Consider the following 22,843-nt stretch of genomic DNA (forward strand, 5'->3'; position numbering starts at 1 on the left):
ACCCACACGGGAGGAAGGCCCCAAACCAACACTTCCGCAACGCCCTTTAGGACGTGGGCTTCTGAAGATCGTCCCGGCGCTTCGCCTCGGTGCGGATCGCGGAAGCATCAGGCAGGCCAGCCCGTTCGTGCAGGACTGCCTGGGCGAACAGGGCACTGGTGAGGACCGCTTCGTGGCTGCCCCCGCGCTTTGCGGCCTGCGCGCGTCGCAGCTCCACTGAGGCGTCGATGGCCTCGATCATGCGGTCGGTGGCCCCCTCGACGTGGCTAGCCGCCGCGGCGCGGGTATGAAGCGCCCTCGCCAGGGCCTCGACGTGGGCCTGCTCGTCGAGGTCGGGAAGCGAGCGGTAGACCGCCACGGCGTCGGCAGCGGTCTGCTCGGCGCTCGGCCACTGCTTCGCCCGAGCGAGCAGCGCCGCGAGGTTGCCCAACGCGTGCGCGAGGTCGGCCGGGCGGCCCTCCTCGTCGGACCCACGGATACGGACTGCCTCGACGGCAGCCGCTAGCGCCTCCTTGAGATTGCCGGCCGCGCCGTGCCGGGCGGCCAGCGTGGTGAGCGCGACGGCCAGGCGTGGCCGGTACACGCCGTGCAGGGCCTCGGCCAGGCGCCGGTGGGCCTCGACCGCCTCCACCGCCGAGGCGAGCGCCTCGGCTTGCAGGCCGTTCGCGGACTGCACGATCGATTGGTTGACGAGCGCCGAGGCCAGCCGGACACTCGGATTGGAAGCGTCCTCGGCGAGTCCCGGGTCCGTCTCAACGAGGCCGCGCAACAGTTCGACCGCCTCCGCGACGGGGTCGAGCGCCTCCGTGCGCCGGCCTTCCCGAACCAGCGCGGAGGCGTGATGGTTCAGCGCGTCGGCATACTTGAGCAGGTGCGCGTCCGGGTTCTGATCGGACAGGCGGCGTAATACGTTCACGCAGCGCGCGGAGACTGCGCACGCCTCGCCGGAATCGCCGAAGCGTTCCCACTGAAGTGCCAGGTTGCCGAGGGCAGTCGCTAGTTGTGCCTCGTACAGCAATGGGCGTTCGGCGGCGAGCCCTTCGAAGATTCGTACGGCCTCACGGCCAGCCGCGAGGCCATCGGCCCGGTTGCCCGTTTCGGCGAGGTCGGCACCGAGGACATCGAGCGACAGCGCCAATTCGGAAAGGTAGACGTCGCTCCGCTGGCACAGCTCCTTACGCACCTCGACGGCGCGGCGGATCGTGCGCAGACCCCGCTTCCGCTCGCCCGTCTCGTCAAGCATGACGGCGAGGCTGTGCAGGGCGCGGCCGAGGTCGGCCAGATGTGCCTGGCGGCTGGCTGCCGCGAGCTGTTCGAAGAGCCCCGCCGCCTCCTCGGCCGCGCGCAGGCCTTCTCGACGGCGCCCGCTGCTCTTGAGGTGGTAGGTGTAATGCAGCAGCAGGCGGGCGGTGGCCGCCGGGCTGATGGACGCGTGTTGTTTGGCGTTGTCCAGCGTGAGTTCGCTGGCGAGCACTGCCAGGTCCGCGAGGGCGACACTCTCGTCGGGCAGGTGGGTGAGGACCAAGCGCACAGTGTGGTCGTCGTCGTGCGCCTGGAGGCTGTCCAGCAGTGTCCGGGCGAAGACGCGCGGGTTCTCCAACTGGGGCGCGACCTCCATGCCCAGGGGGAGCATACGGTCGATGTCGTGGGCGAGCAGCGCCGCGACGGCGCGGGCCGCCACCGGGTGACGTATGGCGGCGCGGCCGAGGACGGTCAGCGCCCGGCGAGCCTGGCCGTCATCCAGCCCCGGCAGGGGGGCGGTGGCCACCTCGGGGAGGGAGGCCAGGACGTGCGAGATGTGTTCTTCGCCGAGCCGGTCGGGGCGCAGAGGGTGCAGTCCGGGGCCGCCTTGGAGGACGGCCGAGGCCCAGCGCAGATGGCGGCGCCGGAATGGCACGGATGCGTCCTCGAAGGTGGGGGTGCCCGACAGCAAGGCGAGCGCTCCCTCCTCGGTGCCGGCCCCGAAGAGCGTCGCGACCGCGATGAGCGCGTCCGCGTGCAGCGAGGTGTCTTCCGGAAGCCCGTGTACCGCCAGCAGCCTTTTCCAGTAACGGCGTTCGTGAGCGAGCACCCGAGCCACCGGGTCGGGTGAAGCCGGAGGAGCGTTGCCCAGCGACTCGTCCTGTTCGAGCAGCGCGACCATGGCGGCGGCATGCACGTCCAGGATTCGGTCATAGCGGGTGGCGTAAAGGTCGGCGGGGACCACGGCAGTCTCAGGGCGGGTGCCGGACAGGTGTGCCGAGAACTCCTGTGCCGCGCCTACGAACTCGGCCTGTCGCCGGGCCTCGGACGGTACGAGTGGGGCGAGCCGGCGTTCCGTCATGGCCCCGAACATGACGGCGACCCGGTCGTCGGCATGTTCGGCGAGCGGGCGCTGCCACTCCCCGCCAGCGCGGCTGAGCAGCAGTAGACGCACCGGCCCGGCCTCGGCGTCGCGGCGTACGCACTCGGTGGCGAGGAGGAGCAACTGCTCGGCGCGGGCCTCGGCGTAGTCGAGAACCAGCAGGAGAGGTGCGGTGCAGCGGGCCAGCACGGTGAGGTCGTCCGGCGCGCAGGACTCATCGACGAACCCGGCCAACCAGCCCCGGTCGGTCGCCTGTTGGCACAGGTGCAGGGCGAGACGGGTCTTGCCTTGGCCGCCGGGGCCGGTGACCAGACGTACGGCCGATCCCGCGGGTTCCTCGCACCAGGTGCGGAACTCCTCCTGCTCGGCCTCCCTGCCGTGGAAGGGCACCACGCCGTACTCAGCTCGCAGCAGCATGCTGGGGATGGGCTCGGGGGGAAGCTCCTCGGCGGGCAGAAAGACGCGGCGGGCGAAGGTCTGCGGTGTCAGCACCGCGAGTTCTTTGAAGAGGCGCTCCAGCCGCAGGTTCTGGTAGTGCATCCGCAGGTACTGGCAGCGTTCCAGCCTGGCCAGGTCGTCGGGAAGTTCGGCGGCCGAGGGCATCCGGATACGCCGCCCTCGGTCGACCAAAACGGGGACAACATGGATCCCGTGCAGAAAAGCGTAGGCGAGTTCGCGGCGGACCCAGTCCTCCTTCAGCTGGATCCGCGGGGTTCCGTGGGCGTCGGTGACGGTCAGCCACTCCGGTCCGATCAGCGCGATCAGGACGGAGGAGCGGGCGAGGCCCTGGGGCAGAGCCTCGGTGAAGTCGGCGGACAGTTGGATGGAGCTGCTGGCGAAGAACACCTGATCGTCGCCGAACCGGTCAGCCAGCAGACGGTGCAGTAGCGCCGCCTCCGTTTCGCAGTCGCCCACGCGGTAGTTGATGAAGATGCCGGTGGGCACGGGAGCGGTCACGCGGCCGGACGGCGGGACGCCTGACGGGCGACCTCAGGCAGTAGCTCTGCCACGGTCGAATCGCGGCGGTGCCGCGACAGGGCCCGGACACAGCCGCGCAGATCGGTGCGAAGGGTGGCGGAGTCGAGGCCCGGCGCGACTGTGAGAATGTCGCGCAGCGTGGCGCACGCCCGGTCGACGTCGTTGGCGCCGAGCGCGGCGAGCGCGACCCTGACCTCGAACCGAGCTCGGGCCCGGTGCGCGTGGGCCGGGATGCGCCGCGCCTCGGCACCCAGCAGACCGAGTGCCTCCTTGTGGTGGCCGAGCACTTGGAGGCACCAGCCCCTCGCCATGGCGGCGGGATCCGCGACGTGCCGGGTGCCGTAGCGGCTGCTCGCGTGACCGCCGGCATAAATGGTGCCCGACGCGGCGGCGAGGGCGGTCCCGGCCGGCGCCGTACCCGGAAGCGAGCCTTGAACCGGACCCGCCGGCGAACGCATGGCCGGGCCGGAGAGCAGGCTGTCCGCCTCGTCGAGCGCGCGGCGGCAGCGAAGGTCGTCGCCGTTGAGGGCGTGGCCCTGGGCCAGGCGTAGCAACGCCCGCACCTGCGTGGCCGGGGACGCCGTGAAGCACGCCGCAGCGGAGGCGAGTTCGACGGTGGCGGCGCCGTCGTCGCAGTAGAGGGCGAGCAGGGAGCGCCGCAGGACGGCGTTGGCCTCCATGTCGGGCGAGCCGACGTGCCGTGCGAGGGAAGTCGTAGTGCGCGCCCAGGCTAAGGCAGACCGTTCGTCATCGGCCTCCTGGCACATCCAGGCGATGAACTCCGCATAGCGGCCGGCCAGGGACAGCAGTCGCTCGGCTTCGGCGCCGTGGGCGTGCGCCGCCATGCCGCGCAGGGCACGCACTTGTGCGGCCGCACTCTCCAGTACGGCCCCCGGACCGGCGCTCTGCGCGGTGGCCCGCAGACCGTCCAGGACGCTTGTCAGCGCCGCGACGACCGGGGTGGCTGCACCGTCGGACAGTGTGGCGGGCAGTGCGGGCAGGGCGGCCTCGTCGGATAACGCCCCCGCGGACGCCAACCCTTCGGGGCCGCCCGCGCTTCGCGCGGTGTCGTCGGTTCGGCCCGCACCTAGCACCGCGAGGAGGCCGCCACGGGCGCTCAGCGCTGCGTCACAACTCGCTGCCAGTTCCCGAGTTGGCGTGCGCAGGCCGTTCTCCACCTTGCTCAGGTGTCCAGGAGAGTAGTGCGTCCGCGCGGCGAGATCCGACAGGGACCACTGCCGCTCGCCCCGGTACCGGCGCAGTCGCGTGCCGAAGGATTCCACGGTGCGCTCCAAGGTCTTGCCTGTTGCCGAATGACAAGGCTAGCGGGCAATACCTGGGCACGCGTGCGGTATCGGCCCATCCTGGGAGGACTGTGGATCACGGCTGACAGGTCGCGCGGGCAGTAGCCCGTAGTGCGCCGGAAAACCATCGGCGGGTACCACCTCCGACACGATGAAAGGCGCAGGTGGAATGCGAGTGGGATCACGGACCCCGGGCACCGCGGCGCCCGGACGGCGCTGAAGGGAACAGGATGCTTATCCGGGACCAGGATTACGTCTTACTGAAGGACGGCCGGATCCTGGCGGTGCACGGTCACTGCCACCCACCCGGACACGTGGTCGGGGAACTGGCCTTCGTACCGTCCTCGGCGGGCGGGTATGCGTTGTTCGGGTCTCGGTACCGCAAGGCATACGTAGCGGACGGGCGAGGGATGTCCGAGCGGAAGAGGGAGTTGGTCCGCTTTCCGACGGGCACCTGCTTCGATCACGCGCACCCCTTCTCAGCGAAGTCGATCGTGCCGCTCTCCCAGGTCGACCTGCACCTGTCCGCCGCCGTCGACCCGCGCACCGACACGGTGCCCGACTCCTTCCTGCGCCGCTACGCGGAGTCCCATCTCGCCGAGCTGGCCCGCGTCCTGGGCGACACGCTGCCTGCGGGCCCGCTCGGACTCACGGGATCGGCCCGCCTGCAGATAGGGGATCCCACCGTGAGGAGCATGCATGACTACGACGTGGTGTTCGACGTGGGTCCGGAAGCGGCCATCCGTATCACCCGACGGCTGATGGCCCACGGCTGCGCCCACCCCGAGGCCCGTCTGCGAGAGCACGGCAAGGACTGGCGGATCCGGCTGCGCACCGGTGCGGGCATCCTCTGCCCTTTCTTTCGCTACGAGGACCCCGCCGACGCGCCCCTCGCCGGCCTCACCACTGCCCGCATGCTGCTGCGGGGCGTGACGGTGAGCGGCCGGGTGGTGGCGAACGCGCACGGCGCTTATCTGCCGACCCTGCTTGGCATCGTCCCCGAACAAGTTTCGGCCGCGCTGCCCGGTGAGGTGGCCCGCCGGCTCCCAGTCCTCGTCAGTCACATGCGTGACCGTGGCGACTTCCACCAGGGCGACCGGGGTACGTTCACAGGGGACCTCTGCCATCTAGGCACCCCCGCAGGCGACTTGGTGGTCCTCTCGGTGGTTGACGGGGCAGACTCACGGCTGGACGAGTCGCCTTGGCCGATCCCCGGTCGCCCCGCGCCGTCGGAGGGTGGCTGATGACCCCGCTCTCCCCGGACCTGGCGGCGCGGGCCTGGCGACAGGCGGTGGCCGAGTGTTGGAGCGACCGCTTCGGGGCGGTTGAGGTGACACACGAACGGGTCGGTCTCCGCTGCCTCAGCAGCGTGATCGGGCTGGTCGCACCCGCCCCCTACGCATCGGCCCAAGCACTGCTACGTGCGTTCACCCGAGCCGGGATCGCCCCGTACCGGCCCGTCCTCACCGGCCCGCCCCCCGGCGGCACACTGCTGCTCGGCCCGCTGGTCGAGCGTCACCCAAACGGGTTGATGATCCTTGACGGGGTCCACCGCTGTCTGGCTGCTTTTCAGCAGGGGCTGGGCACCGTGTGGGTCTCGGTGCTCACCGCCGAGACCCATCCGCCTCCGGCAGGATCGCCCGTGCCGCTCACCGAGGTCATGCCTTCCGGGTCGGCGCGCACCCGCACTCCCTTGTTCCGGTACACCGGCAACCCCGACTTCCGACCGACCGACGACTTCCTCTCCCGGGCGCAGACCCGCGCCCAGCAGGAGATCGAACACCTGCGCGGCCCCTAGAGCGCGACCGCCCCGCAGACCGGGGAACCGCAGAACAAGAACGTCTTCGCGGACCGCGGGGACATCAAGCAGTAAGCAGAGATGAGGACCCCATGACCAACGCCGACTACTCCTGGGACCAGGACTCGGACCTCAACGACGACAGCCTGGACGCCGCCGTCGTCCCCCAGAGGTACGCGCTCACCGCCCCCCAGGTGGTTGTCAACAACGCCAGGCAGATCCTCGTGGTGGATCCGCACCCGGCGGGTACCTGGGATACCTGGATGTTCCCCTACGCGTCGCTCATCCTCACCCGTGACGAACTGGCCGCCGCCCCGGACGGCGGCACCCGCCCGGTCCTGGCGCTCACAGAGGGATCCACGTTCCGTGCGCTCTCAGAGGCATTGGAACAGTTGCGCGTCGGCCGCCAAGACGCCTACGTATCGGCCATCCAGACCGGGGTGAACAACGTCATCGCCGACCTGAACGGGACCTGGAGCGGGACACCGTTCTACACGAACTACTCCCTCAAGTTCTCCAAGACGTCGAACAGCTACACCGCCTACGAGTTCAGTTACTTCCTCAACCGTGTCGCCGCGCTCGATCTGGAGCTGCCGCATGTGTGGATCGAGCCGTCCCGACTGGCGGAGGAACTCGTCCGGTCCGAGACGCCGTTCGGTCGCAAGGTGTCGTCCAATGTGGCGGACGCGCTGCCCGCCATCCGGTCAGGTATCTGACCCCGAGCGGGCCGTGAGGGTGAACAGATGACCTACCAGGTCCTGACCGACGAAAGCCCGGGGAAGATGCCGCTCCCGGTCACCCCGTCCCAGGTGTGGATCATATCGACCCTGGAGATAGCCGTCTCCTGGCAGGACGACCACCACCTGATGCTCGTCCACCCGAGCTATCCGCTCGCAGGACAGCACAACAGCCCGCTGCACGACGAGGGCTACTGGGCACCGCCGTTCGTCGCCTACCCGGTCCCGATCGAGTTCTCGCCGCCTACGACAGCCGGGTCCCTGCTGCGGCTCGCCACCGAGGCGGCGGGCCGCATCGACATCGAGCGGGACCTCAACCACCTCGCGTACCAGATGGGACTGCGGGACACTCAACTCCGGCCTCGTAAACCGTTCCTGGAACTGAAGGTGTCCCCGCGCTCCCCGAGCACGGTGAAGGCGTACTACATCCTCCGGCACGGCCTGGTGGGCGTGGACGCCTCAAGTTCCCGCAACCTCGCCGACCCCGAGCAGCGGCGCGGCTATGTCTTCCTGCCCTTGCGGGGTTACTTGACGGCGACTGAGGTGCGTCCCGGCGAGGAGCACGGCCGGAGTGAACGCTGGTTCCTCGGCAAGCCGCTGATGAGCAACGTCGAGTACGTTCTCCGGGAGGAGATGCGCCGACTCGTCATCAGAGAAGAGGGTCTCGACGTACCGCCGGAGCTGTTCCACCGCGAGGAGCGCGGGGTGCTGTGCGTGGTGGACCTCGCCGGATACGGGACGGCGCTGCGGTACGCGTTCGAGCACATGCACACTTTCTCCACCACGGCAGACCGGGCGCAGGATGACTTCCGCAAGCGGGTCGCGCACGAACTGCACACCATGCTGGGCGACCTCGGTACCACCCAGGCGCAGTTCGCGGGCGACGGGTTCGTGGCGGCCTTCCCCGACCGCGCATTCACCAACACCACCGCGCTGATCACGAACATCGTCACCCGCTGGGAGGCTCTCGTGAGCCTCATCGAGCAGCTCAACGGCTCCATACGCGTGCCCGAGAAGCGCGTGGGCACCCGCATGGTGCTCCACCAGGGCGATTACAGCTACGGCCGGATCGCTGGCACTCGCAGTTTCGCCGCCGCGTTCGACGGCACCGCGGTGATCGAGGCGGTCCGGCTGGAACAGGGGCTGGCGACCGCCTCGAAAGAGAGGAATGCACCCATGTTCGCGTCCCTTCCTCGGCGATCGCATCTGATCGCGGTGAGCGGGCAGCTCGCGGAGCAGGTGAAACCGTCGGAGTCGGGGTCGCCGTTCGGCGACTGGGCTGCGCTGGGCGAGACGTCCCTGACTGCCAAGGAGTATGAGGGCGTCGCCTTTGTGTACCAGGTGCTGGGGGCGGAGACCGAGCGGCCGCCCACGGAAGGAGAGGCGCTGTGACCTCAACCCCGGCTGGCGACCCCACGGCCGTACCCGTACCCCTTTCCCTGTCCATACCCGAGCCGGGACGGGAGCCCGCGCACCTGAGCTTTCTTGGCGAGGCCGCCGCCGTGACCGAGGATCTGCTGGCTGGCACGGTGGCCACGATCCGGGCGGGCCGGCTGGGCCGAGGGCTCTGGCACCCCACCGGCTTCGCGACCTTCGAGATCGCCCAAGTGCCTGGGCTGGGCCTCGTCCGGGTCCACTTCTGGCCGCACGGGCTCCGCCGGGGCCTGCCCGGCCACCCGACCATCCACCAGCACTGCTTCCGTCTGTACTCCCGAGTCCTGGCGGGCGAATACCGGGAGTCCCAGTACGGAGCCGTCGACCCGGGCCCGCGTGGGGCGCCGCCCGGCGCGCGGCGCCTACGCGTCTACGAGGTCCGGCCGACGGGGATGATGGGCAAGGACGAACTGTACGAGACGGGCGAGGACCTCGATGTGGTCCCCACGCTGCGCGCCGCCCGCTTCCCGGCCGGGACCTGGCACGAAGTCCCGGTGGGTACGTTCCATGCGACGCCCATCGCGCGCAACCGGTTCTGCGCCACCTTGGCGGTACTCAGTTTGCCGGTCACTGGGGCCGCCGATGTCCTGCTCGGCCACCCTGGTGGGGGTTCTTCGGCCAGCGTACGGCGCGTGGTGAGTGACGGAGAACAGGATTTGATGTGCCGCCAGTTCATCGCCGCCACAGACTCGACCGTGTCGGAACCCGCGGCATCGGACCGCGCTTCTCTGGGACCCGCTTCCCCGGATCCGCGATGACCGGCCCGGGACCGGACAGCGCGGAGTTCCGCGCCTACGCGGGCCGACTACTGGCCGAGGCCCGCGACGAGGTCCGGCAGGCCGACGCCAAGGCGTCACTGCTGCTGGCCGGGGCGGGGGTCGCGCTCGGAGCGGCCCTCTCCACAGCACTCACGGGCCGGGTGTACGACCGGCCCGTCAACGATGTCGTCGCCTGGCTGTGGTGGGCAGGGCTGTGCACGGCGGTGGCGGGGGTGACCCTCCTCGGCTGGGCGGTCTGCCCCCGCACCCGCCGCACCACGGCGACTCCAGCGCACCTGGTGAGTTACTTCGGCGATGTCGTCGCCCGCCCGAAGGAGATGCTGGAGGATCGGCTCGTATGGAGCCTGCGGACGCCGGGCGCCTCCGTCATCGACCAGATCTATGAGGTGTCGAGGATCGCCGCCACTAAGTACACCCTCATCCGGCGCGCGCTTCTCCTCTTCGGCACGGCGGCTGTCCTTTGCACCGCTGCCCTCTTGGCGGGCCTGATCGGATAGACGCTGGATCATTTACCTGTCCTGGCACCCGGTCGACGGCGTGACGCTGGCGGATGCCTGCGTGAGCACTGCACCGGGCCCGACTCCGGGCCGGGAGCCGCGAAAGAGGATTGACGGACTGCTGGGAGCGCGGCTGAGGCCGGACTGCCGGTCAGACCCGGACGAGGCCGAATGAGACCCGAAACGAAAACGGCGTAGCGGTATCTGTTCGGACGATGGAGATCCCACCAGCCGTTGAATGCACGGGATATCGCGATCGTCGTGCGCTGTATGTGCGCCCCTGAGGTGCTCTCAGGCGCCCCAAGTCTGCACGCCTGAGGGCTAGCTTGGCATGCCCCCGATCTGTTTTCTTTGAGAGCGATCCCGGTGGTTGACGCGAACGGCGCGGGCAAAGAAGGGCCACGCAGATGACAGATCCGTCGGTAATTTCCTCAATGCGATCACGGCGAACCATGAAGCGGAAAGAAGGAGGCAATGAGACTTTCCTCCGGCGCCTTCCAGAGCTTCATCGGGGGGAACTTCTTCACCTGAGTAGTGAGCACCGATACCGCACGGGTGAGGTTCTGATGAGCGAGGGGGAGCAGCGCTCTCCGGACGTCATGATTCTGCTCTCCGGGCTGGTCAAGGTCACGAAGCGGCTAGGAAACGGCAACGAGGGGCTGTTGGCGGTCAGGGCCGATGGCGACGTCGTCGGTGAGATGGCCGCGCTGAATAAGGCCCCCCGGTCGGCAACAGTCACTGCCTGCGGCGAGGTCCACGCACGCATCGTGCGAGGGGAAGATCTGCGCACTTTCCTGAAAGCCCGCCCAGAGGCGATGCAGACAATAACGGAAATTATCATCCAGCGGCTGCGCCGTGCGAACAATTGGCGCATTGACTTCGGTAGTTATCCGGTGAAAGTCAGGCTCGCCCGAGCATTGGTGGATCTGGCCGCATTGTACGGTCGGCATGGTCGGAGGGGAATCATCATTGGGATCGCCTTCAGCCAGTCCGAACTCGCGGGACTCGTCGGGTCAACGAAGGAGACCACGCACAAAGCGCTAGCAGAATTGCGCGACGCTGGTCTTGTTGAGGTGCATTATGCTCGTCAAATCATTATGAACTTGGACCGTTTATGTCAAATCGCACGATTGGAAGATCCTGAGTAGTAGACCTTTGCGAAAGCCGCATTTATGCGGCTTTCGCAAAGGTCATCGGCTCCTGCCCGCACAGTGGTGGCGAACCCGCCCCAACCACAGCAGGCAGGTGAACAAGTTCATGGCATCGCAACCTCACGAATGGCCGAACGGCGCCATCAGACGTCATTTGTGCATAGCGGCCGACGTGGAGAAGTACAGCCATCGAGATATCCCGAGCCAGGCAACCGCCCAGCACGACCTGGTCGGGGTGCTGGAAGAAGCAACGGCGCTCAGCGGATTGGACCGAGCAGGCTGGATACGCCAAGCGCAGGGCGATCAAGAGCTCTCGGTGCTTCCCGCCGACGTCTCAGAAGCAGTGGTGCTCGGCACATTCACGAAGCACCTCTCGGACCGATTGGGCATCCGCAACGCCTCGCGGCCTCCGAGGGATCGGATGCGATTGCGGCTGGCCATCGATACCGGCGTGGCGGCCCTCGCCGCCCTGGGCCACGCGGGGCCTGCTCCCATTGCGGTGGCCCGCTATCTCAACGCACCTCAACTGAGGGCGGTTCTCGAAAAAATCTTCGCAGCGGACCTCGCGGTGATCGTCTCCGGCCGCCTCTATGAGGACGTCGTCAAATCGCGCTGTCGTGGTCTGGACCCCGACCAATACGTCCGGGCTCACGTTCGACAAAAGGAGTTCAGTGACTACGGCTGGATTCAAGTGCCAGGCCGTCATCCCGACGAAGTACGCGCTGTCGTCGAGTCCCTGGAAATCATCCAGTCGGTCGGGCCGGGTAGGCGTGAGGTAGCGGCAGAACCGAGTTCGGGAAAATACGACCGCTCACAATGGGTCGGCAAGGGTATCGCGATTCAGGATTCGGTTGTCGGGCGGGATCTGAACTTCGGTGTTCCCTCGGTTGGCTCGGATGGCCGGTCGGAGAACCTGTGATGATGGAGGGGGGAGAGGACAACTGGTCGGCGTCGCGGCTCTACCCGAATTCTTTCCGGGATGAAGAAGAACTGCGCGGCAACTGGATTGGGGGCCGTGAAAACCAGAGGCACGACAACAGCCAGCATCTGAGTCAGGGGATGGCATTCAGCGGAACGGTCTTTGGTAGTGTCAATAACCACACGGGACCGTCCATCACTTATCAGGTTCTCTATCGGCGACCTCGGCCTGTCGGCTTCTCGCCAGAGCTGTACGACGAGCTGCGCCGTCGGCTGGTTCAGTTGCAGCGTGTTTGCGGCGACGCCACCCGAGTGCTGCAGTGCGCTTTTCCCGATCGGAAGGTGTCTTGATGGCACTAATCCCATTCAATCTGCTTTCCGACGTCGTCGATGAGTGGATGAACACTGCCGCACTCACCGACGGCGTATGCCTCGTCGTTCCCGGCGCAAACGGCCCGCTGTGCCTCTCGCCGACGGAGGCTCGCAATGTGCTGTACGGCCGGCAGTCTGACGTCCGCTTGTACGGGGCCGTATGGAAAGAGGCAGTCCAGGCGGCTCAGCGGGAGACGGATCCAGCAGGGCCGTACAGGTTGCTCGTGGTGTGGTTCGCTCTTCCCCGGCTGTTCCGCACCATGCGCAAAGCAGCGGGCCGTTTCTCCGTTGAGTTGAGAGATCTGGAGTCGGACGCAGTGCTCTCTCTGCTCGAGTGCGTGAAAACGATCGACCCACGACAGCCGGGTCTCGACGGCACATTGGTGGAACGAGCATGCAAGGAACTGTGGCGCTTCGCGCGCCAGGCCCGGCGCGAGCGGCCCACGGCCGACATCGGTACGACTGCCACGACACGCGGCTTTCTCCACCCTAGCCAGGATGGTCCGCTCATAGAGGAAGACGGTTGGGCTTTGCATATCGGCTTGCCGGACCGGCCTGATGGGCTCTCGGCGCCTCTCCGCTTCACTGTGTCCCCCGCCCACGCCGAAGGGCTACGACTTGGCGCGCTGGCCGGACGGCTGGGGCTGAGCGACGTGGTCCACCGAGCGCGGAGGTCCGGAGAAGACGTCCGCGTCGGGACCTTGTCGCTGCGACGTGAGGAGGACAGAACGTGAACCTTGATCCGGGACACTCGTTGTCCTTCGCTGAGGCCTTCGACCTCCCTCTCGCGGTCGATCTCCGTACTGCGGCCCGTGCCTTCGGGGTTTGCCCTGGCACCGCGTACAAGCTGATCCGACTTGGCCGCTTCCCCTGCCCCGTGCTTCGACTCGGAGGCCGCTATCGGATTCCGACCGCCGGGATGCTTCGCGCCCTCGGCATCGATGAGCGGCCCATCTACGCGGTCGACCTCGAAGCGGGAGTCGGCCACTCCACTCATCCCCACCGTACGTACCGACCCGGAAGCGAGGATCACACATGACCGTCACGACCCCATTCGCCGAGGACGAATCCGTACAGGGGCAGGCTCCCGGGTGGAGTTGTTTTGTTATCGGGCCTATCGGCGACCGGCACACACAGGCCGGGTCCCCTGAGCGGGAAGCGTTTGAGCGGCACGTTCGGATCTTCGAGAAGGTGATCCTCCCGGCTTGCGCGAAATTCAGCATGGACGCTATCCGCGCCGACCGCATCAGCCATGCGGGAGACATCAACGAGCAGATCTGTCGGCACGTGCTCCAGGACGACCTCGTCATCGCTGACGTAACCGGCGGCAACCCCAATGTGATGTACGAACTCGGGCTTCGTCACGTCACGGGAAAGCCGACCATTCACATCGGGGAACACGGCCAGTTGCCGTTCGACATTGCCCCCATCAGGACCATCCAATATGACCTCTCCTTCAGTGGCCTCGCCGATGCGCGGACAGAGATCGAACACGCCCTGCAGGCTGGAATATCTGAAGGATTCGACCTCCTCACGCCGGCGAGGGTTCTGCGAGGTCTGCAAATGCCAGGCGTTGTGTCAGATCTTTCCGGGGAACCGGAGGACGAGGATGCTCCCGGCCTTCTCGACTCTTTCGCAGCGATCGAGGACGGCCTGGAATCGATGACGGCCGACGTGGAGGCGATCGCGAAGACGATCGAGACGATTGGGGAAATCACCGAACGATCGAACCAGAAGTTCCAGGGCTTGAACGAGAGGAGTGCCCCCATGAGCGCTCGGATGGCGGCGGTGGCGCACTACTCGGCGTCGATTGCCGAACCGTCCAAGGATCTGGACGGCACGGCACGGACCTTCGCTGAACGAATGATCACCCTGGACAGTGGGGTTCGTGCGGCGTTGGCACTGATCGAGATGACTCCGTCGGAAGAGCGTGGTGAGAGCCGGGAGTTTCTGGGTCAGTTGATGAGCCTCGCCCACGCGGCGCGGGAGAGCATCAGGGAGGTCAGTGGTTTCGGAGAGGCGGCTGAAGGAATGGGAGGAATGAGCCGGTATCTGCGTGGGCCGGTGCGGAATATTTCGTCGGCGGTGAATCGGATGGCCGCAGCCATGGCCTGCATCGACGAGTGGGAGGCCCACGCCCGTCGACTGGCCGAGGAGGACGAATCAGTCAGCATGCGCTGACCACAGCGGCTCTGACCGGATCACAGAACGTTGTTGGCCCCCACTGTGAGCAGTGGGGGCCAACAACGTTCTGTGATCCGGTGCGGGCAATGGCCGAGAGCGGCGACCGCGTTGAGGGCCCACAACGGGTGGCCGGCCGCGCCGCCGTTGGAGGCCACGACCAGCCAGGTAGCGCCGTCGCGGATACCGATGACCGGGTGGCGCAGCTCGTTTCCGGTATGGCGGCCGCGGACGGTGAGCACGAGCAGCGGGTGGCCGCCCATCGTGGCGGCGAGGCGCCCGTTCGACACTGTGACGACGCGGCGGTGCAGGCCGGTGACGGCGCGGGTGAGTGCGCGGTCGACCGAACCGATCGTGTTGCCGCGCGTGCCGGTGGGGGGCAGCTCCCTCATGGTGCGTCCTCCGTGGTGCCGTGGTGCCGTGGTGCGGTTCGTGCGCTTGCCGTCACCGCTGCCGCGCGGGTCGGTGATCGGGCTGAACTGCGATGCCGCCAGGCGCAGTTGGCTTTCCTCGCCGTTATCGCCGGCGTCACGGTCGGCGACGACGGTGACGCGGAAGTCACCCTGGGGGCGTTGGCCGCGGTGCGCGCAGTCGTGGCGGGCGTGGCCGATTCCGATCACGGTGTCCCCGTGTACGCGGATGGAGTCGAGCGTCCAGTCGAACGCGTACGTCACGAGGTCGCCGCCGCCGTAGCGATCGAGCAACTGCCCGCGGTCGAGGACGAATCCGAACGGCCGACCGTCGTGAGGTCACCGGTGACGAGCGCGGCCAGGGCGTCGGCGTCGCCGGTACGTTCGACGTCGGCTCAGCGGTCGGTGAGTTCGGTGAGTTCGGTGAGCGACGCGGCGGGGTCGCCCGTTGCGGTCGTCATGGCACTCTCCTTCGTACGGGTACGGGTACGGGCGTGGGCGCGGCGTCGACGGGTCGGTGACGGACGCCGTCAGAGCCAGTACGTGTCGTGACGGCGCATGAACTCGTCGCGCTCCGCGTCGCCCATCGGGTCCTCGGCCAGGGTGGCCAGCCGCTCGGAGTACTCCTCGCGCTGAGCGCCCGGTGAGAACAGCAGCAGCATCGAGGCGGCCTCGCCGGAGTCGTTGCGGAAGCCGTGGACGCCGCCGGGCGGGATGAGGATCTCTAAGCGTTGGATGTCAAACGATTAGGTGAGCAAGGATCCGTTGTAGACTCGCGGCCATGCCAGCGCCGCAGGGCCCGCCGTTCGGGATGCATCTCACCCGGGTGGCGAAGGTCGTCTCAGGACAGTTCGACGCGGCGCTCACCGCTGCCGGTGGATCGCTGCCGGTGTGGCTGATCCTGATGTCGCTGGAGACGACACGGTTCGGCAACCAGCGCGGTCTCGCCGCCGCCATCGGCATCCACGGCGCGACCCTGACCCACCACCTCAACGCGATGGAACGCGACGGCCTCCTCACCCGTCGACGTGCCGACGACAACCGCCGCGTCCACGTCGTCGAACTCACCGAGACCGGCCACGCGCTCTTCCTCCAACTCCGCGACGCCGCCGTCGACTTCGACCGCCGCCTCCACCTCGGCTTCACCCCCGCCGAACTCGCCGCCGTCTCCGCGGCCCTTGACCGCCTCGCCTCGAACGTCACCGACTGACCACCCGCCGCGCGGTTCCGCGGCCCCCGCCGCCATGACGGGCCGACGCCGTATTGCCCGGTGAGAGGCTGAGGACACGAGATCCGAACTCGTGGAGTGCTGCCCCCGCACGCTTTCCACGGGCCACGGCGTCGTTCACGAGGAAGCACGGGGGTTCCGACCTGCGGCGGGTGTTGGGTGGAGCGACGGCCGAGCAGACGTTACCTGCTGAGCGGGCGGCCGCCCGCGGCAACGGCGAACGCGGCATCGGGGTCCGACAAAGGGCGCGTCGCCCGCGAGTGCGTGGCCGATCCGTAAGCCCCTACCCGAGATCCGGTACGGCGCTGGCGTGGGCGGCCAGGACGCGCCAGGTGCCGTCAACGTGGATCCAGGTGCGGGTGTAGCGAAGGCGCGCCTTGAACGGATGTCCGCCGGCGGTGCCTTCAAGCCCGGCCAGTACGCGAGTGATCCCGGTGGAGTCCACCACGGTCACGTCCAGGTCCTGCTGCTCGAAGACCTCGACAGCCAGGGCCCCGGACCTGTGCGCCCCCAGGTCCTCCTCCTTCGTCACGGTGCTGCCGTCCGGCCCCGTGTAGACGACACGGTCGTCCAGGAGCACGTCCAGTGCCTGTACGTCACCTGATCGAACCGCGGCCTGCAGCCTCTGCTCGGCATCGTGAAGAGCGGCTTCAAGAGCCACCTGATCCATCCCCATCCCCATCCTCCTCGCCCTGCCGACCTGCGAATCCTCCGCCGATCGCGACGGTACCCACCTCGCCGGATCCACCGGTCCCAGCATCGAGGGGCTGGCGGAGACTGCTGGAACGGTCACCGCCGCCGTACGAGATCCGCCCCAGCCTGATCCCGGTCGATTCGCGTCGTGGCCGGCGAGCCTTCTGGAGGATATGGGTTTCGAACCGGTGAGGGGTTGCCTTCAACACGCTCTCCGACGTTCTGCTTTGGTGTGCGCCGGGGCGTGGATGGTCTGAGCTGGGCCGGGGTGGTGGCTCCAGGGCTTGCTGGACGCTCCTGGACGGGGGCGAACGCCCCCGACCTGCAACCTTCGGGGGTGCGGGCGCTGGCCCTGTCAAGCCGGTGTGTCGTGTGGTGGGCTGGGTTCAGCAATCTGGGTCTGAGGGAGATGTGGGTCTCATCCCTGCTGCTTCTGCCAGCTGCGCTCGTGGGTTGGCCGTCTGGAAGTTGGTGCGGCTAAGGCGGCCAGGTTCGCGTAGCCGGGCCCCTCTCGGTGGCCGTAGACTGGGCGACTGCATGTCGGCGCGAGGGCGGAAATACATGTTTTGCGGCTTTCTCTGAAGTTGGTTCTGTGCGGCCTGCGTCCACGCAATGACTGCAGGTCAGGCAGCCTGTTCCCCGCACGAGCGGGGATGGACCCCTCCGCCCGTGGTGGACCGGGTCGCGCGACGCGCTGCTCCCCGCGCGAGCGGGGATGGACCCCGATCTGGAGTTTCCGCCAGGCAACGGCGACGCTGCTCCCGCGCCCGCGGGGATGGGCCCGCCACCTCCCTGCACAGCGCGGTGATCAAATACCGCTCCCCGCGCCCGCGGGGATGAGCAGCCGGATCTCCGGCGTGCCGTTGACCAGCGGCAACTCCTCGTTGTGCGCGGTGGAGCCCTGCATCGGCACGAAACCGCAGATCTTCGCGGACTCGCTCTCCAGGTGGTCGCCGACGCGGGTGAAGGCAATGGAACGGGTCAGGCCCCGCATCCGCAGCGGCACCACCAGGCGACCGCCGGGCATGAGTTGGTCGATCCACGTCGGCGGGACGTCCCAGGCGCCGACGGTCACCATCAGGACGTCGACCTTCCCAGGTCGGGGATGGGCTGTGCGGCGTCGGCCGTGACGACGGTGACGCGCCCGTAGCCGTGCGCGTCCAGCGGCAGGCGGGCCCGGTCGGTCACGACGGGATCGATGTCCACCGTGGTGACCTGGCCGTCGGCACCGCCGCGTACGGCTCGTACGCCTTCCTCACGCTCACCTCGGGGGTGAACGTGTGCCGGGGGACGGCGCGCATCACGGCCTCGACCTCGGGAGTGGTGATCCACCCCTCCGCACAGAGGGTGTCCGTGACGAAGCCGGACCCCGGCTCCGCGCGATGCTCCACACGCGAGAGGCATGGGCATTGGCCGCGCTGGGCAGGACAGCGGCGTTCAACCGGGCTACGGAGCAAGCTCGGCACGTGCTTGCAGCCGCCGGTCTCGACGAGCCGTACTGGATCGGCTACTTCGATCAAGCGGAACTCGCCGGTGTCACCGGCGGTCGCTTGCTGGAACTCGCCCGGCGCGACCCTCGGCTCCACGCCGGGCATGTCGAGGAACAGAGCCGCACCGCGCTCACCCGTCGGGGTCCGGAGGCCGGGAGATCACACGCGTTGGACCGACTCGGTCTGGCCGAGGCCTATTTCCACTCCGGCGACCTCACGGCGGCCGTTGCGGAGACCCACGCAGCCTGCGACGTCGCGGAGGGCGTCCACTCCGGACGCGTGCGAGAGGGCATGGCGGAGCTGTACGCCTACACGGTGGGTCACGGTACTTCGGCACCCGTACGGGAAGCGCGCGCTAGGCTCCGCGAGCAACTCGCCGACTGACAAGGAACGCTGTGACCATCCTCGCCGTGACCGGCCACATGGACCTCACCGATGCTTCTGTCCCCCTGGTTCGCGCAGCCCTCGGCGAGTTGATGAGTGACGTGGTGGACGGTGAACTGGTCGGCGTCTCCTGCATCGCCGCCGGGGCGGACTCCTTGTTCGCCGAAGCCGTCCTCGACGCCGGCGGAAGCCTCGTCGCCGTGATCCCTTCCCGCGACTACCGCGAGACGAAGGTCAAGGATGCGCACGCCGCCCAATTCGACCGGCTTTTGGCTGCCGCCACCGAGGCAGTGGTGATGGACCACGCCACCGCCGGTCGCGACGCGTACGAAGCCGCCAACAGCGAATTGCTGCGCCGGGCCGACCGTCTTGTCGCCGTCTGGAACGGCATGCCGCCCGGCACCAAAGGCGGCGGCACCGCCGACGTCGTCGAAGAGGCCCGCGCCCTCGGCATCCCCGTCACCGTCATCTGGCCGACGGGAGCCGCACGGCGTATCGCGTGACCTCAACGCGTCCCTACTGTCGCTCCCAGCACGCGAGTTGCGAGTGGCGGGGCTACTCGGTTCGCCACCAGCTGTGTCCCGTGTGCCAGTCAGTCGCCCAGGTCAGGAAGTCGCCTGCTTGCTGATCATGTGGTGCATCGGCGTAGGGCGCGGCGCATCCGTCTCTGAGCCACCACACCTGGCCGCGTTGCGGCCCGGCCACCACCAGGGTCCAGTACGCCCCGGTTTGCCTTTGCCCAGCAGCACCGAGCCGTGCAGGTAGGTCTCGTGGAGCAGTGACGAGTGGAGGGGGTGGTCGGAGTAGTCGTACTCCCACTGCCACTCCTTGGCGAGGGGGAAGGCGATGCCGGGCACCCGTGCGGCGGTGCCGTCGAACGGCTCGGGGCTCATCCAGCCGTCCGCCTCCCAGACGAACCAGCTGCCACCGGTCTCAGACGACCAGCCTGCGGGGCACTTACCCCCACCCGGCGCACCGTCAACCGAGCCCTCGCCCAGGCACGTACCCCCGTCGAACGCGGCATCGCACGGCTAAAGTCCCCTTCCGCTATAAAGCTCAGCGTTACCTCAACGCTGTTAAGCCCGCAGATCCGCGGGTGGTGAAATGTGCTTGTCCCAAGGCGCCTTGGGAGAAATCCCGCGGATCCAGCAGATTCGCGTGAGGCAACGACTCCGAGCCCAGGGAGGAATTCAGTGGAAGGTTCTAGCGCAGTCGAACGGACCGAGGGGTCGGCTCCCAGACCTCGAACGCGGCGCGCGCCACGTGGGCGGTGGGGAGCAGCGGCGGTAAGCGTGTTCGCCGCAATCGCCTTCATCCTGGCCCTTTCGGCGCCCGCGCAGGCCAATGTGATCAACAAAATGCCGCAGAACGCAGACGGCACGGAGCAGGCATTCTCTCCCGCCTATGACTACGACGGGGACGGCTGCTACGCGACAGCGGCGATCAGCTCTGACGGATACGTCAATCCGGGACTGAAGCCGGGCGGCGCCACAAATGGGCACTGCCACGACTACGGTCAACTCGACCAGTCCAACACCTATTCGCGCAAGTGGTGCAACCACGGATGGTGCGCGATCATGTACGCCAGCTACTTCGAGAAGGACCAGGTCTCGGCATGCGTTTCCGGCGCCTGCGCTGGCCACCGTCATGACTTCGAGCACGTCATCGTCTGGGTCCAGAACAACCAGATCCAGTACGTCTCGGTCTCGCAGCACAAGGGCTGGGAGACCCACGACCGCAGTCAGGTTCGCTTCGACCCCGGCGGTCACCCGAAAGTCGTCTACCACAAGGACGGCGGCTCAACGCACTGCTTCCGATTCGCCAACAGCGGTGACGACGCGGTCGAGAACGTCACGGGCAACTGGTTCTTCCCGCGCCTGGTCGGCTGGAACGGCTATCCCAGCGTCGCTTTCCGGAACAAGTTCATCTATCACACGAGTTTCGGCAGCGCCACGATCAAGCTCGGTACCGGCACATTCGGCGACCAGCTCAACCAGGCCAGGGGAAACCGGTACATCCCCCTCGACCTCCAGGGCGCATGACGCCTGCCGCCCACGCGGAAGCGCCCCGTTAACCACGGTGCGCTCCAGAGTGGTCACCCCGGCCAGCCCTGACTACCACGACGCCCCCGCCGACGCGGGGGCGTCGTGCGTGTCGGTCCGTTGTCGAACCCGCTGGCGGCGCGGATACCGGAACCGCCGCTCCCACTTGGGCAACAGCGGCTCGATCCGCTCCCACGGCGCATCCGATACGACTCACGGCGAGGCTCCCCCGACCAGCCCAACGCCGAACTCGGAGGCCGGACTTAGGCAGCCGCAGAGGTGGCGCATATGTGCGGTCAGCCATACGAGGTGACCTATCCTGCCAGACCACGGGACAGGGCGGGATATCGGAGCGCGGGGGATAGGCATGGGCGGACAAGACGTCGTTCTGCGGAATCGGTATCGGTTAGTGCGGTACGTCGGTTCGGGGGCGATGGGTGAGGTGTGGCGCGCACGGGATCTTGTGCTGGGACGCGAGGTCGCCGTCAAACTTCTTCACTCAGGCCTAATGAACAGTCCCCGGTTCTCCGAGCGTTTCCGGGACGAGGCGCGCATTCTGGCGAGCCTGAAGCATCACGGCGTCGTGACCGTCCACGACTTCGGCGAGAGCGACGACCCGCGTGCCGCCTTCCTCGTGATGGACCTGCTCGACGGGCGTCCCCTGAGCGAACTCACGGACTTGGCCGAGCCGCTGGGCGTCGTCCGCACGCTGACGATCGTCGTGCAGGTCCTCGACGCCCTTCGGGCAGTGCACGAGCGCGGGATCACGCACCGGGACCTGAAGCCGGCGAACCTGATGCTCGGTGACGGTGACAAGGTGATTGTCACCGACTTCGGCGTGGCCCGGGCGGTGGGAGCGGCCCGGCTGACCTCCCACGGCATGGTCATGGGCACCCCTCAGTACAGCGCCCCGGAACAGGCCGGGCCGGGCGAGGTCACGGCGTCAGCCGACTTGTACGCGGTCGGGGTCATCGCGTACGAGTGTCTGTGCGGTCAGCCGCCCTTCTACGCGGAGGACCCGGAGTCCTACGTCGCCCTGCACGCCTCGGCCCCGGTACCGGACATGCCCGAGGGGATCCCGGACGCCGTGCGGAAGCTGGTGCTGCGCGCGCTGTCCAAGGCTCCGGAGGACCGGTTCGCCGACGCGGCGGAGATGGCGGACGCCGTTCAGGCCGCTCTGGTCGGCCTCGGCGCCGATGGCGTATCGCGGTGGCGAAAGGGGGATGGCACTGCGGACCGGGCCTCCCGCACCGCGCCCGGTCGCCTCGCCGCCGTACTGCGGAACAGGGCCCAGGCCGGCCGGGGCGGCACGTCGGTGCCCAAACAGCGCCCCTGGCCCACCCCGTCGGTGTCCTTGGGCGCGGAGCCGGGTCGCCGCCGCGTGCGCGCGATTGTGCTCACGGCGGCCGCGGTGGTGCTCTGCGTCGGCGTGGCGGCAGTCCTGACGACGCCCCAGCACCACCGAGCGCGTCCGAGTGCGTCCGGCCCGCCCTCGCTCCCCGCTTCTGCGAACTCGGCCCCCACGGCCGGGGGCCCGCTGTCCACCGCGCCCCATCCGTCCCGTTCGCCGCGCCCGACGCACCACGGCGCGGCGGGCGGCCCCGCCGTCGGACCCGGTACGGAGGCCACGGGCGGCCCTCCCACGGGGGGCCCTGCCACGACCGACCCTGCCACGACCGACCCCACCACGCCGTCGACGGTGCCCACCCGGGCCCCGACCACTCCGGCGGGCGGCCCGTATTCCATCACCGCTTCTGTCACCTGCGACTCGGGAAAGCCGGTGGACGACGGCCTCTACGTGCAGGCGGACACGGGGAGGGGGGAGGCCACCAAGGTCGTCTCGGGCGGTGTGACGACGTGGCGGCGCACGCTTCCCAAGAGCGAGTACTACACGATGCACATCGGCTGCGGCACCGACGCGAACCGTGAATGGGAACCCCTGATGTCGGACGGGACGCGAGGTCTGCACACCGAATGGGTGACCGGCACCTACCACGCCTTCGCCTGTCACGACGTCCAAGGGGCCGCGGGATACGGCAAGTGCGAGGAGCGTCCCGGGGCGTAGCCCGGCATGGGGGCATCTCCAGCGAGGCCGGGACGCCG

At 68.2% G+C, this 22,843-nt stretch carries 25 protein-coding genes and 1 pseudogene; 18 read left to right on the forward strand and 8 right to left on the reverse strand.

What is annotated here, in order from left to right; translation table 11 throughout:
* Positions 1–46: 46 nt before the first annotated feature.
* Together ACIQCJ_RS01925 and ACIQCJ_RS01930 are read right to left on the reverse strand one after the other, a co-directional pair.
* A complete protein-coding gene (locus tag ACIQCJ_RS01925; RefSeq protein WP_402710395.1) occupies positions 47–3,289 on the reverse strand; it encodes a TIR domain-containing protein in 3,243 nt (1,080 codons plus the stop codon).
* A gap of 8 nt (positions 3,290–3,297) precedes the next feature.
* Positions 3,298–4,605, reverse strand: coding sequence for a helix-turn-helix domain-containing protein (locus ACIQCJ_RS01930; protein WP_402710396.1), 1,308 nt, complete (start codon positions 4,603–4,605; stop codon positions 3,298–3,300).
* Between the two features lie 251 nt (positions 4,606–4,856).
* Here ACIQCJ_RS01930 and ACIQCJ_RS01935 point away from each other — a divergent pair, with 251 nt between their 5' ends.
* The 12 genes from ACIQCJ_RS01935 to ACIQCJ_RS01990 all read left to right on the forward strand — a co-directional run bounded on the left by ACIQCJ_RS01935 (position 4,857) and on the right by ACIQCJ_RS01990 (position 14,493).
* The gene (locus tag ACIQCJ_RS01935; protein ID WP_402710397.1) at positions 4,857–5,870 is read left to right on the forward strand and encodes a hypothetical protein; all 1,014 of its coding nucleotides are present in this window, start codon (positions 4,857–4,859) and stop codon (positions 5,868–5,870) included.
* Complete coding sequence (locus ACIQCJ_RS01940; RefSeq protein ID WP_355335850.1) at positions 5,870–6,424, forward strand: hypothetical protein; 555 nt, start codon at positions 5,870–5,872, stop codon at positions 6,422–6,424. Before ACIQCJ_RS01935 ends, ACIQCJ_RS01940 begins: the two co-directional genes overlap by 1 nt.
* Before the next feature lie 92 nt (positions 6,425–6,516).
* Positions 6,517–7,140 carry a hypothetical protein gene (locus ACIQCJ_RS01945; protein ID WP_355335853.1) on the forward strand — a complete coding sequence of 208 codons (624 nt, stop codon included), beginning with the start codon at positions 6,517–6,519 and terminating at the stop codon, positions 7,138–7,140.
* Between the two features lie 27 nt (positions 7,141–7,167).
* Positions 7,168–8,553: a hypothetical protein gene (locus tag ACIQCJ_RS01950; RefSeq protein WP_355335855.1), complete on the forward strand. Its 1,386-nt coding sequence runs from the start codon at positions 7,168–7,170 to the stop codon at positions 8,551–8,553.
* On the forward strand, positions 8,550–9,353 hold the full coding sequence (locus ACIQCJ_RS01955; protein ID WP_355335857.1) for a hypothetical protein: 804 nt from the start codon (positions 8,550–8,552) through the stop codon (positions 9,351–9,353). The genes ACIQCJ_RS01950 and ACIQCJ_RS01955 overlap by 4 nt, the downstream gene beginning before the upstream one ends.
* A complete protein-coding gene (locus tag ACIQCJ_RS01960; RefSeq protein WP_355335860.1) occupies positions 9,350–9,871 on the forward strand; it encodes a Pycsar system effector family protein in 522 nt (173 codons plus the stop codon). Before ACIQCJ_RS01955 ends, ACIQCJ_RS01960 begins: the two co-directional genes overlap by 4 nt.
* A gap of 452 nt (positions 9,872–10,323) precedes the next feature.
* Positions 10,324–11,019, forward strand: a complete 696-nt coding sequence (locus tag ACIQCJ_RS01965; protein WP_402710398.1) for a Crp/Fnr family transcriptional regulator — start codon at positions 10,324–10,326, stop codon at positions 11,017–11,019.
* 97 nt (positions 11,020–11,116) lie between these two features.
* Positions 11,117–11,941: a hypothetical protein gene (locus ACIQCJ_RS01970; protein ID WP_402710399.1), complete on the forward strand. Its 825-nt coding sequence runs from the start codon at positions 11,117–11,119 to the stop codon at positions 11,939–11,941.
* Positions 11,942–11,943: 2 nt separating this feature from the next.
* Positions 11,944–12,291 (forward strand): hypothetical protein, encoded by a 348-nt coding sequence (locus tag ACIQCJ_RS01975; RefSeq protein ID WP_402710400.1) that lies wholly within the window; start codon positions 11,944–11,946, stop codon positions 12,289–12,291.
* On the forward strand, positions 12,291–13,046 hold the full coding sequence (locus ACIQCJ_RS01980; protein WP_355335869.1) for a hypothetical protein: 756 nt from the start codon (positions 12,291–12,293) through the stop codon (positions 13,044–13,046). Before ACIQCJ_RS01975 ends, ACIQCJ_RS01980 begins: the two co-directional genes overlap by 1 nt.
* A complete protein-coding gene (locus ACIQCJ_RS01985; protein WP_402710401.1) occupies positions 13,043–13,351 on the forward strand; it encodes a helix-turn-helix transcriptional regulator in 309 nt (102 codons plus the stop codon). The genes ACIQCJ_RS01980 and ACIQCJ_RS01985 overlap by 4 nt, the downstream gene beginning before the upstream one ends.
* Positions 13,348–14,493, forward strand: coding sequence for a hypothetical protein (locus ACIQCJ_RS01990; protein WP_402710402.1), 1,146 nt, complete (start codon positions 13,348–13,350; stop codon positions 14,491–14,493). The genes ACIQCJ_RS01985 and ACIQCJ_RS01990 overlap by 4 nt, the downstream gene beginning before the upstream one ends.
* Before the next feature lie 20 nt (positions 14,494–14,513).
* On the opposite strand, the gene ACIQCJ_RS01995 is transcribed toward ACIQCJ_RS01990, so the two are convergent.
* Together ACIQCJ_RS01995 and ACIQCJ_RS02000 are read right to left on the reverse strand one after the other, a co-directional pair.
* On the reverse strand, positions 14,514–15,197 hold the full coding sequence (locus ACIQCJ_RS01995) for a nitroreductase/quinone reductase family protein (protein ID WP_402710403.1): 684 nt from the start codon (positions 15,195–15,197) through the stop codon (positions 14,514–14,516).
* A 236-nt stretch (positions 15,198–15,433) separates the two neighbouring features.
* Positions 15,434–15,565, reverse strand: coding sequence for a hypothetical protein (locus ACIQCJ_RS02000; protein ID WP_402710404.1), 132 nt, complete (start codon positions 15,563–15,565; stop codon positions 15,434–15,436).
* Between the two features lie 119 nt (positions 15,566–15,684).
* Here ACIQCJ_RS02000 and ACIQCJ_RS02005 point away from each other — a divergent pair, with 119 nt between their 5' ends.
* A complete protein-coding gene (locus ACIQCJ_RS02005; protein ID WP_402710405.1) occupies positions 15,685–16,113 on the forward strand; it encodes a MarR family winged helix-turn-helix transcriptional regulator in 429 nt (142 codons plus the stop codon).
* Positions 16,114–16,414: 301 nt separating this feature from the next.
* Here ACIQCJ_RS02005 and ACIQCJ_RS02010 read toward each other — a convergent pair whose 3' ends face one another.
* The 3 genes from ACIQCJ_RS02010 to ACIQCJ_RS02020 all read right to left on the reverse strand — a co-directional run bounded on the left by ACIQCJ_RS02010 (position 16,415) and on the right by ACIQCJ_RS02020 (position 18,030).
* Complete coding sequence (locus ACIQCJ_RS02010) at positions 16,415–16,807, reverse strand: nuclear transport factor 2 family protein (protein WP_402710406.1); 393 nt, start codon at positions 16,805–16,807, stop codon at positions 16,415–16,417.
* A gap of 825 nt (positions 16,808–17,632) precedes the next feature.
* Entirely contained in the window at positions 17,633–17,902 is a 270-nt protein-coding gene (locus ACIQCJ_RS02015; RefSeq protein WP_402710407.1) for a hypothetical protein, read from the reverse strand.
* Positions 17,902–18,030 carry a hypothetical protein gene (locus tag ACIQCJ_RS02020; protein ID WP_402710408.1) on the reverse strand — a complete coding sequence of 43 codons (129 nt, stop codon included), beginning with the start codon at positions 18,028–18,030 and terminating at the stop codon, positions 17,902–17,904. The genes ACIQCJ_RS02015 and ACIQCJ_RS02020 overlap by 1 nt, the downstream gene beginning before the upstream one ends.
* Before the next feature lie 260 nt (positions 18,031–18,290).
* Here ACIQCJ_RS02020 and ACIQCJ_RS02025 point away from each other — a divergent pair, with 260 nt between their 5' ends.
* Positions 18,291–18,698, forward strand: a complete 408-nt coding sequence (locus tag ACIQCJ_RS02025) for a hypothetical protein (protein ID WP_402710409.1) — start codon at positions 18,291–18,293, stop codon at positions 18,696–18,698.
* Between the two features lie 11 nt (positions 18,699–18,709).
* Positions 18,710–19,201, forward strand: coding sequence for a hypothetical protein (locus ACIQCJ_RS02030; protein WP_402710410.1), 492 nt, complete (start codon positions 18,710–18,712; stop codon positions 19,199–19,201).
* 102 nt (positions 19,202–19,303) lie between these two features.
* Here the strand turns inward: ACIQCJ_RS02030 and ACIQCJ_RS02035 are convergent, their stop codons facing one another.
* The gene (locus tag ACIQCJ_RS02035; protein ID WP_402710867.1) at positions 19,304–19,591 is read right to left on the reverse strand and encodes a hypothetical protein; all 288 of its coding nucleotides are present in this window, start codon (positions 19,589–19,591) and stop codon (positions 19,304–19,306) included.
* A 33-nt stretch (positions 19,592–19,624) separates the two neighbouring features.
* Here ACIQCJ_RS02035 and ACIQCJ_RS02040 point away from each other — a divergent pair.
* From ACIQCJ_RS02040 to ACIQCJ_RS02050, 3 genes and pseudogenes are all read left to right on the forward strand, one after another.
* A pseudogene (locus tag ACIQCJ_RS02040) lies at positions 19,625–19,738 on the forward strand (IS5/IS1182 family transposase); the annotation flags it as partial.
* 252 nt (positions 19,739–19,990) lie between these two features.
* Entirely contained in the window at positions 19,991–20,740 is a 750-nt protein-coding gene (locus ACIQCJ_RS02045) for an NPP1 family protein (protein ID WP_391042437.1), read from the forward strand.
* A gap of 367 nt (positions 20,741–21,107) precedes the next feature.
* The gene (locus ACIQCJ_RS02050; RefSeq protein ID WP_402710411.1) at positions 21,108–22,805 is read left to right on the forward strand and encodes a protein kinase; all 1,698 of its coding nucleotides are present in this window, start codon (positions 21,108–21,110) and stop codon (positions 22,803–22,805) included.
* The last annotated feature ends 38 nt before the right edge of the window (positions 22,806–22,843 follow it).

The sequence above is a fragment of the Streptomyces sp. NPDC093221 genome, from assembly GCF_044753885.1.
GTDB lineage: Bacteria > Actinomycetota > Actinomycetes > Streptomycetales > Streptomycetaceae > Actinacidiphila.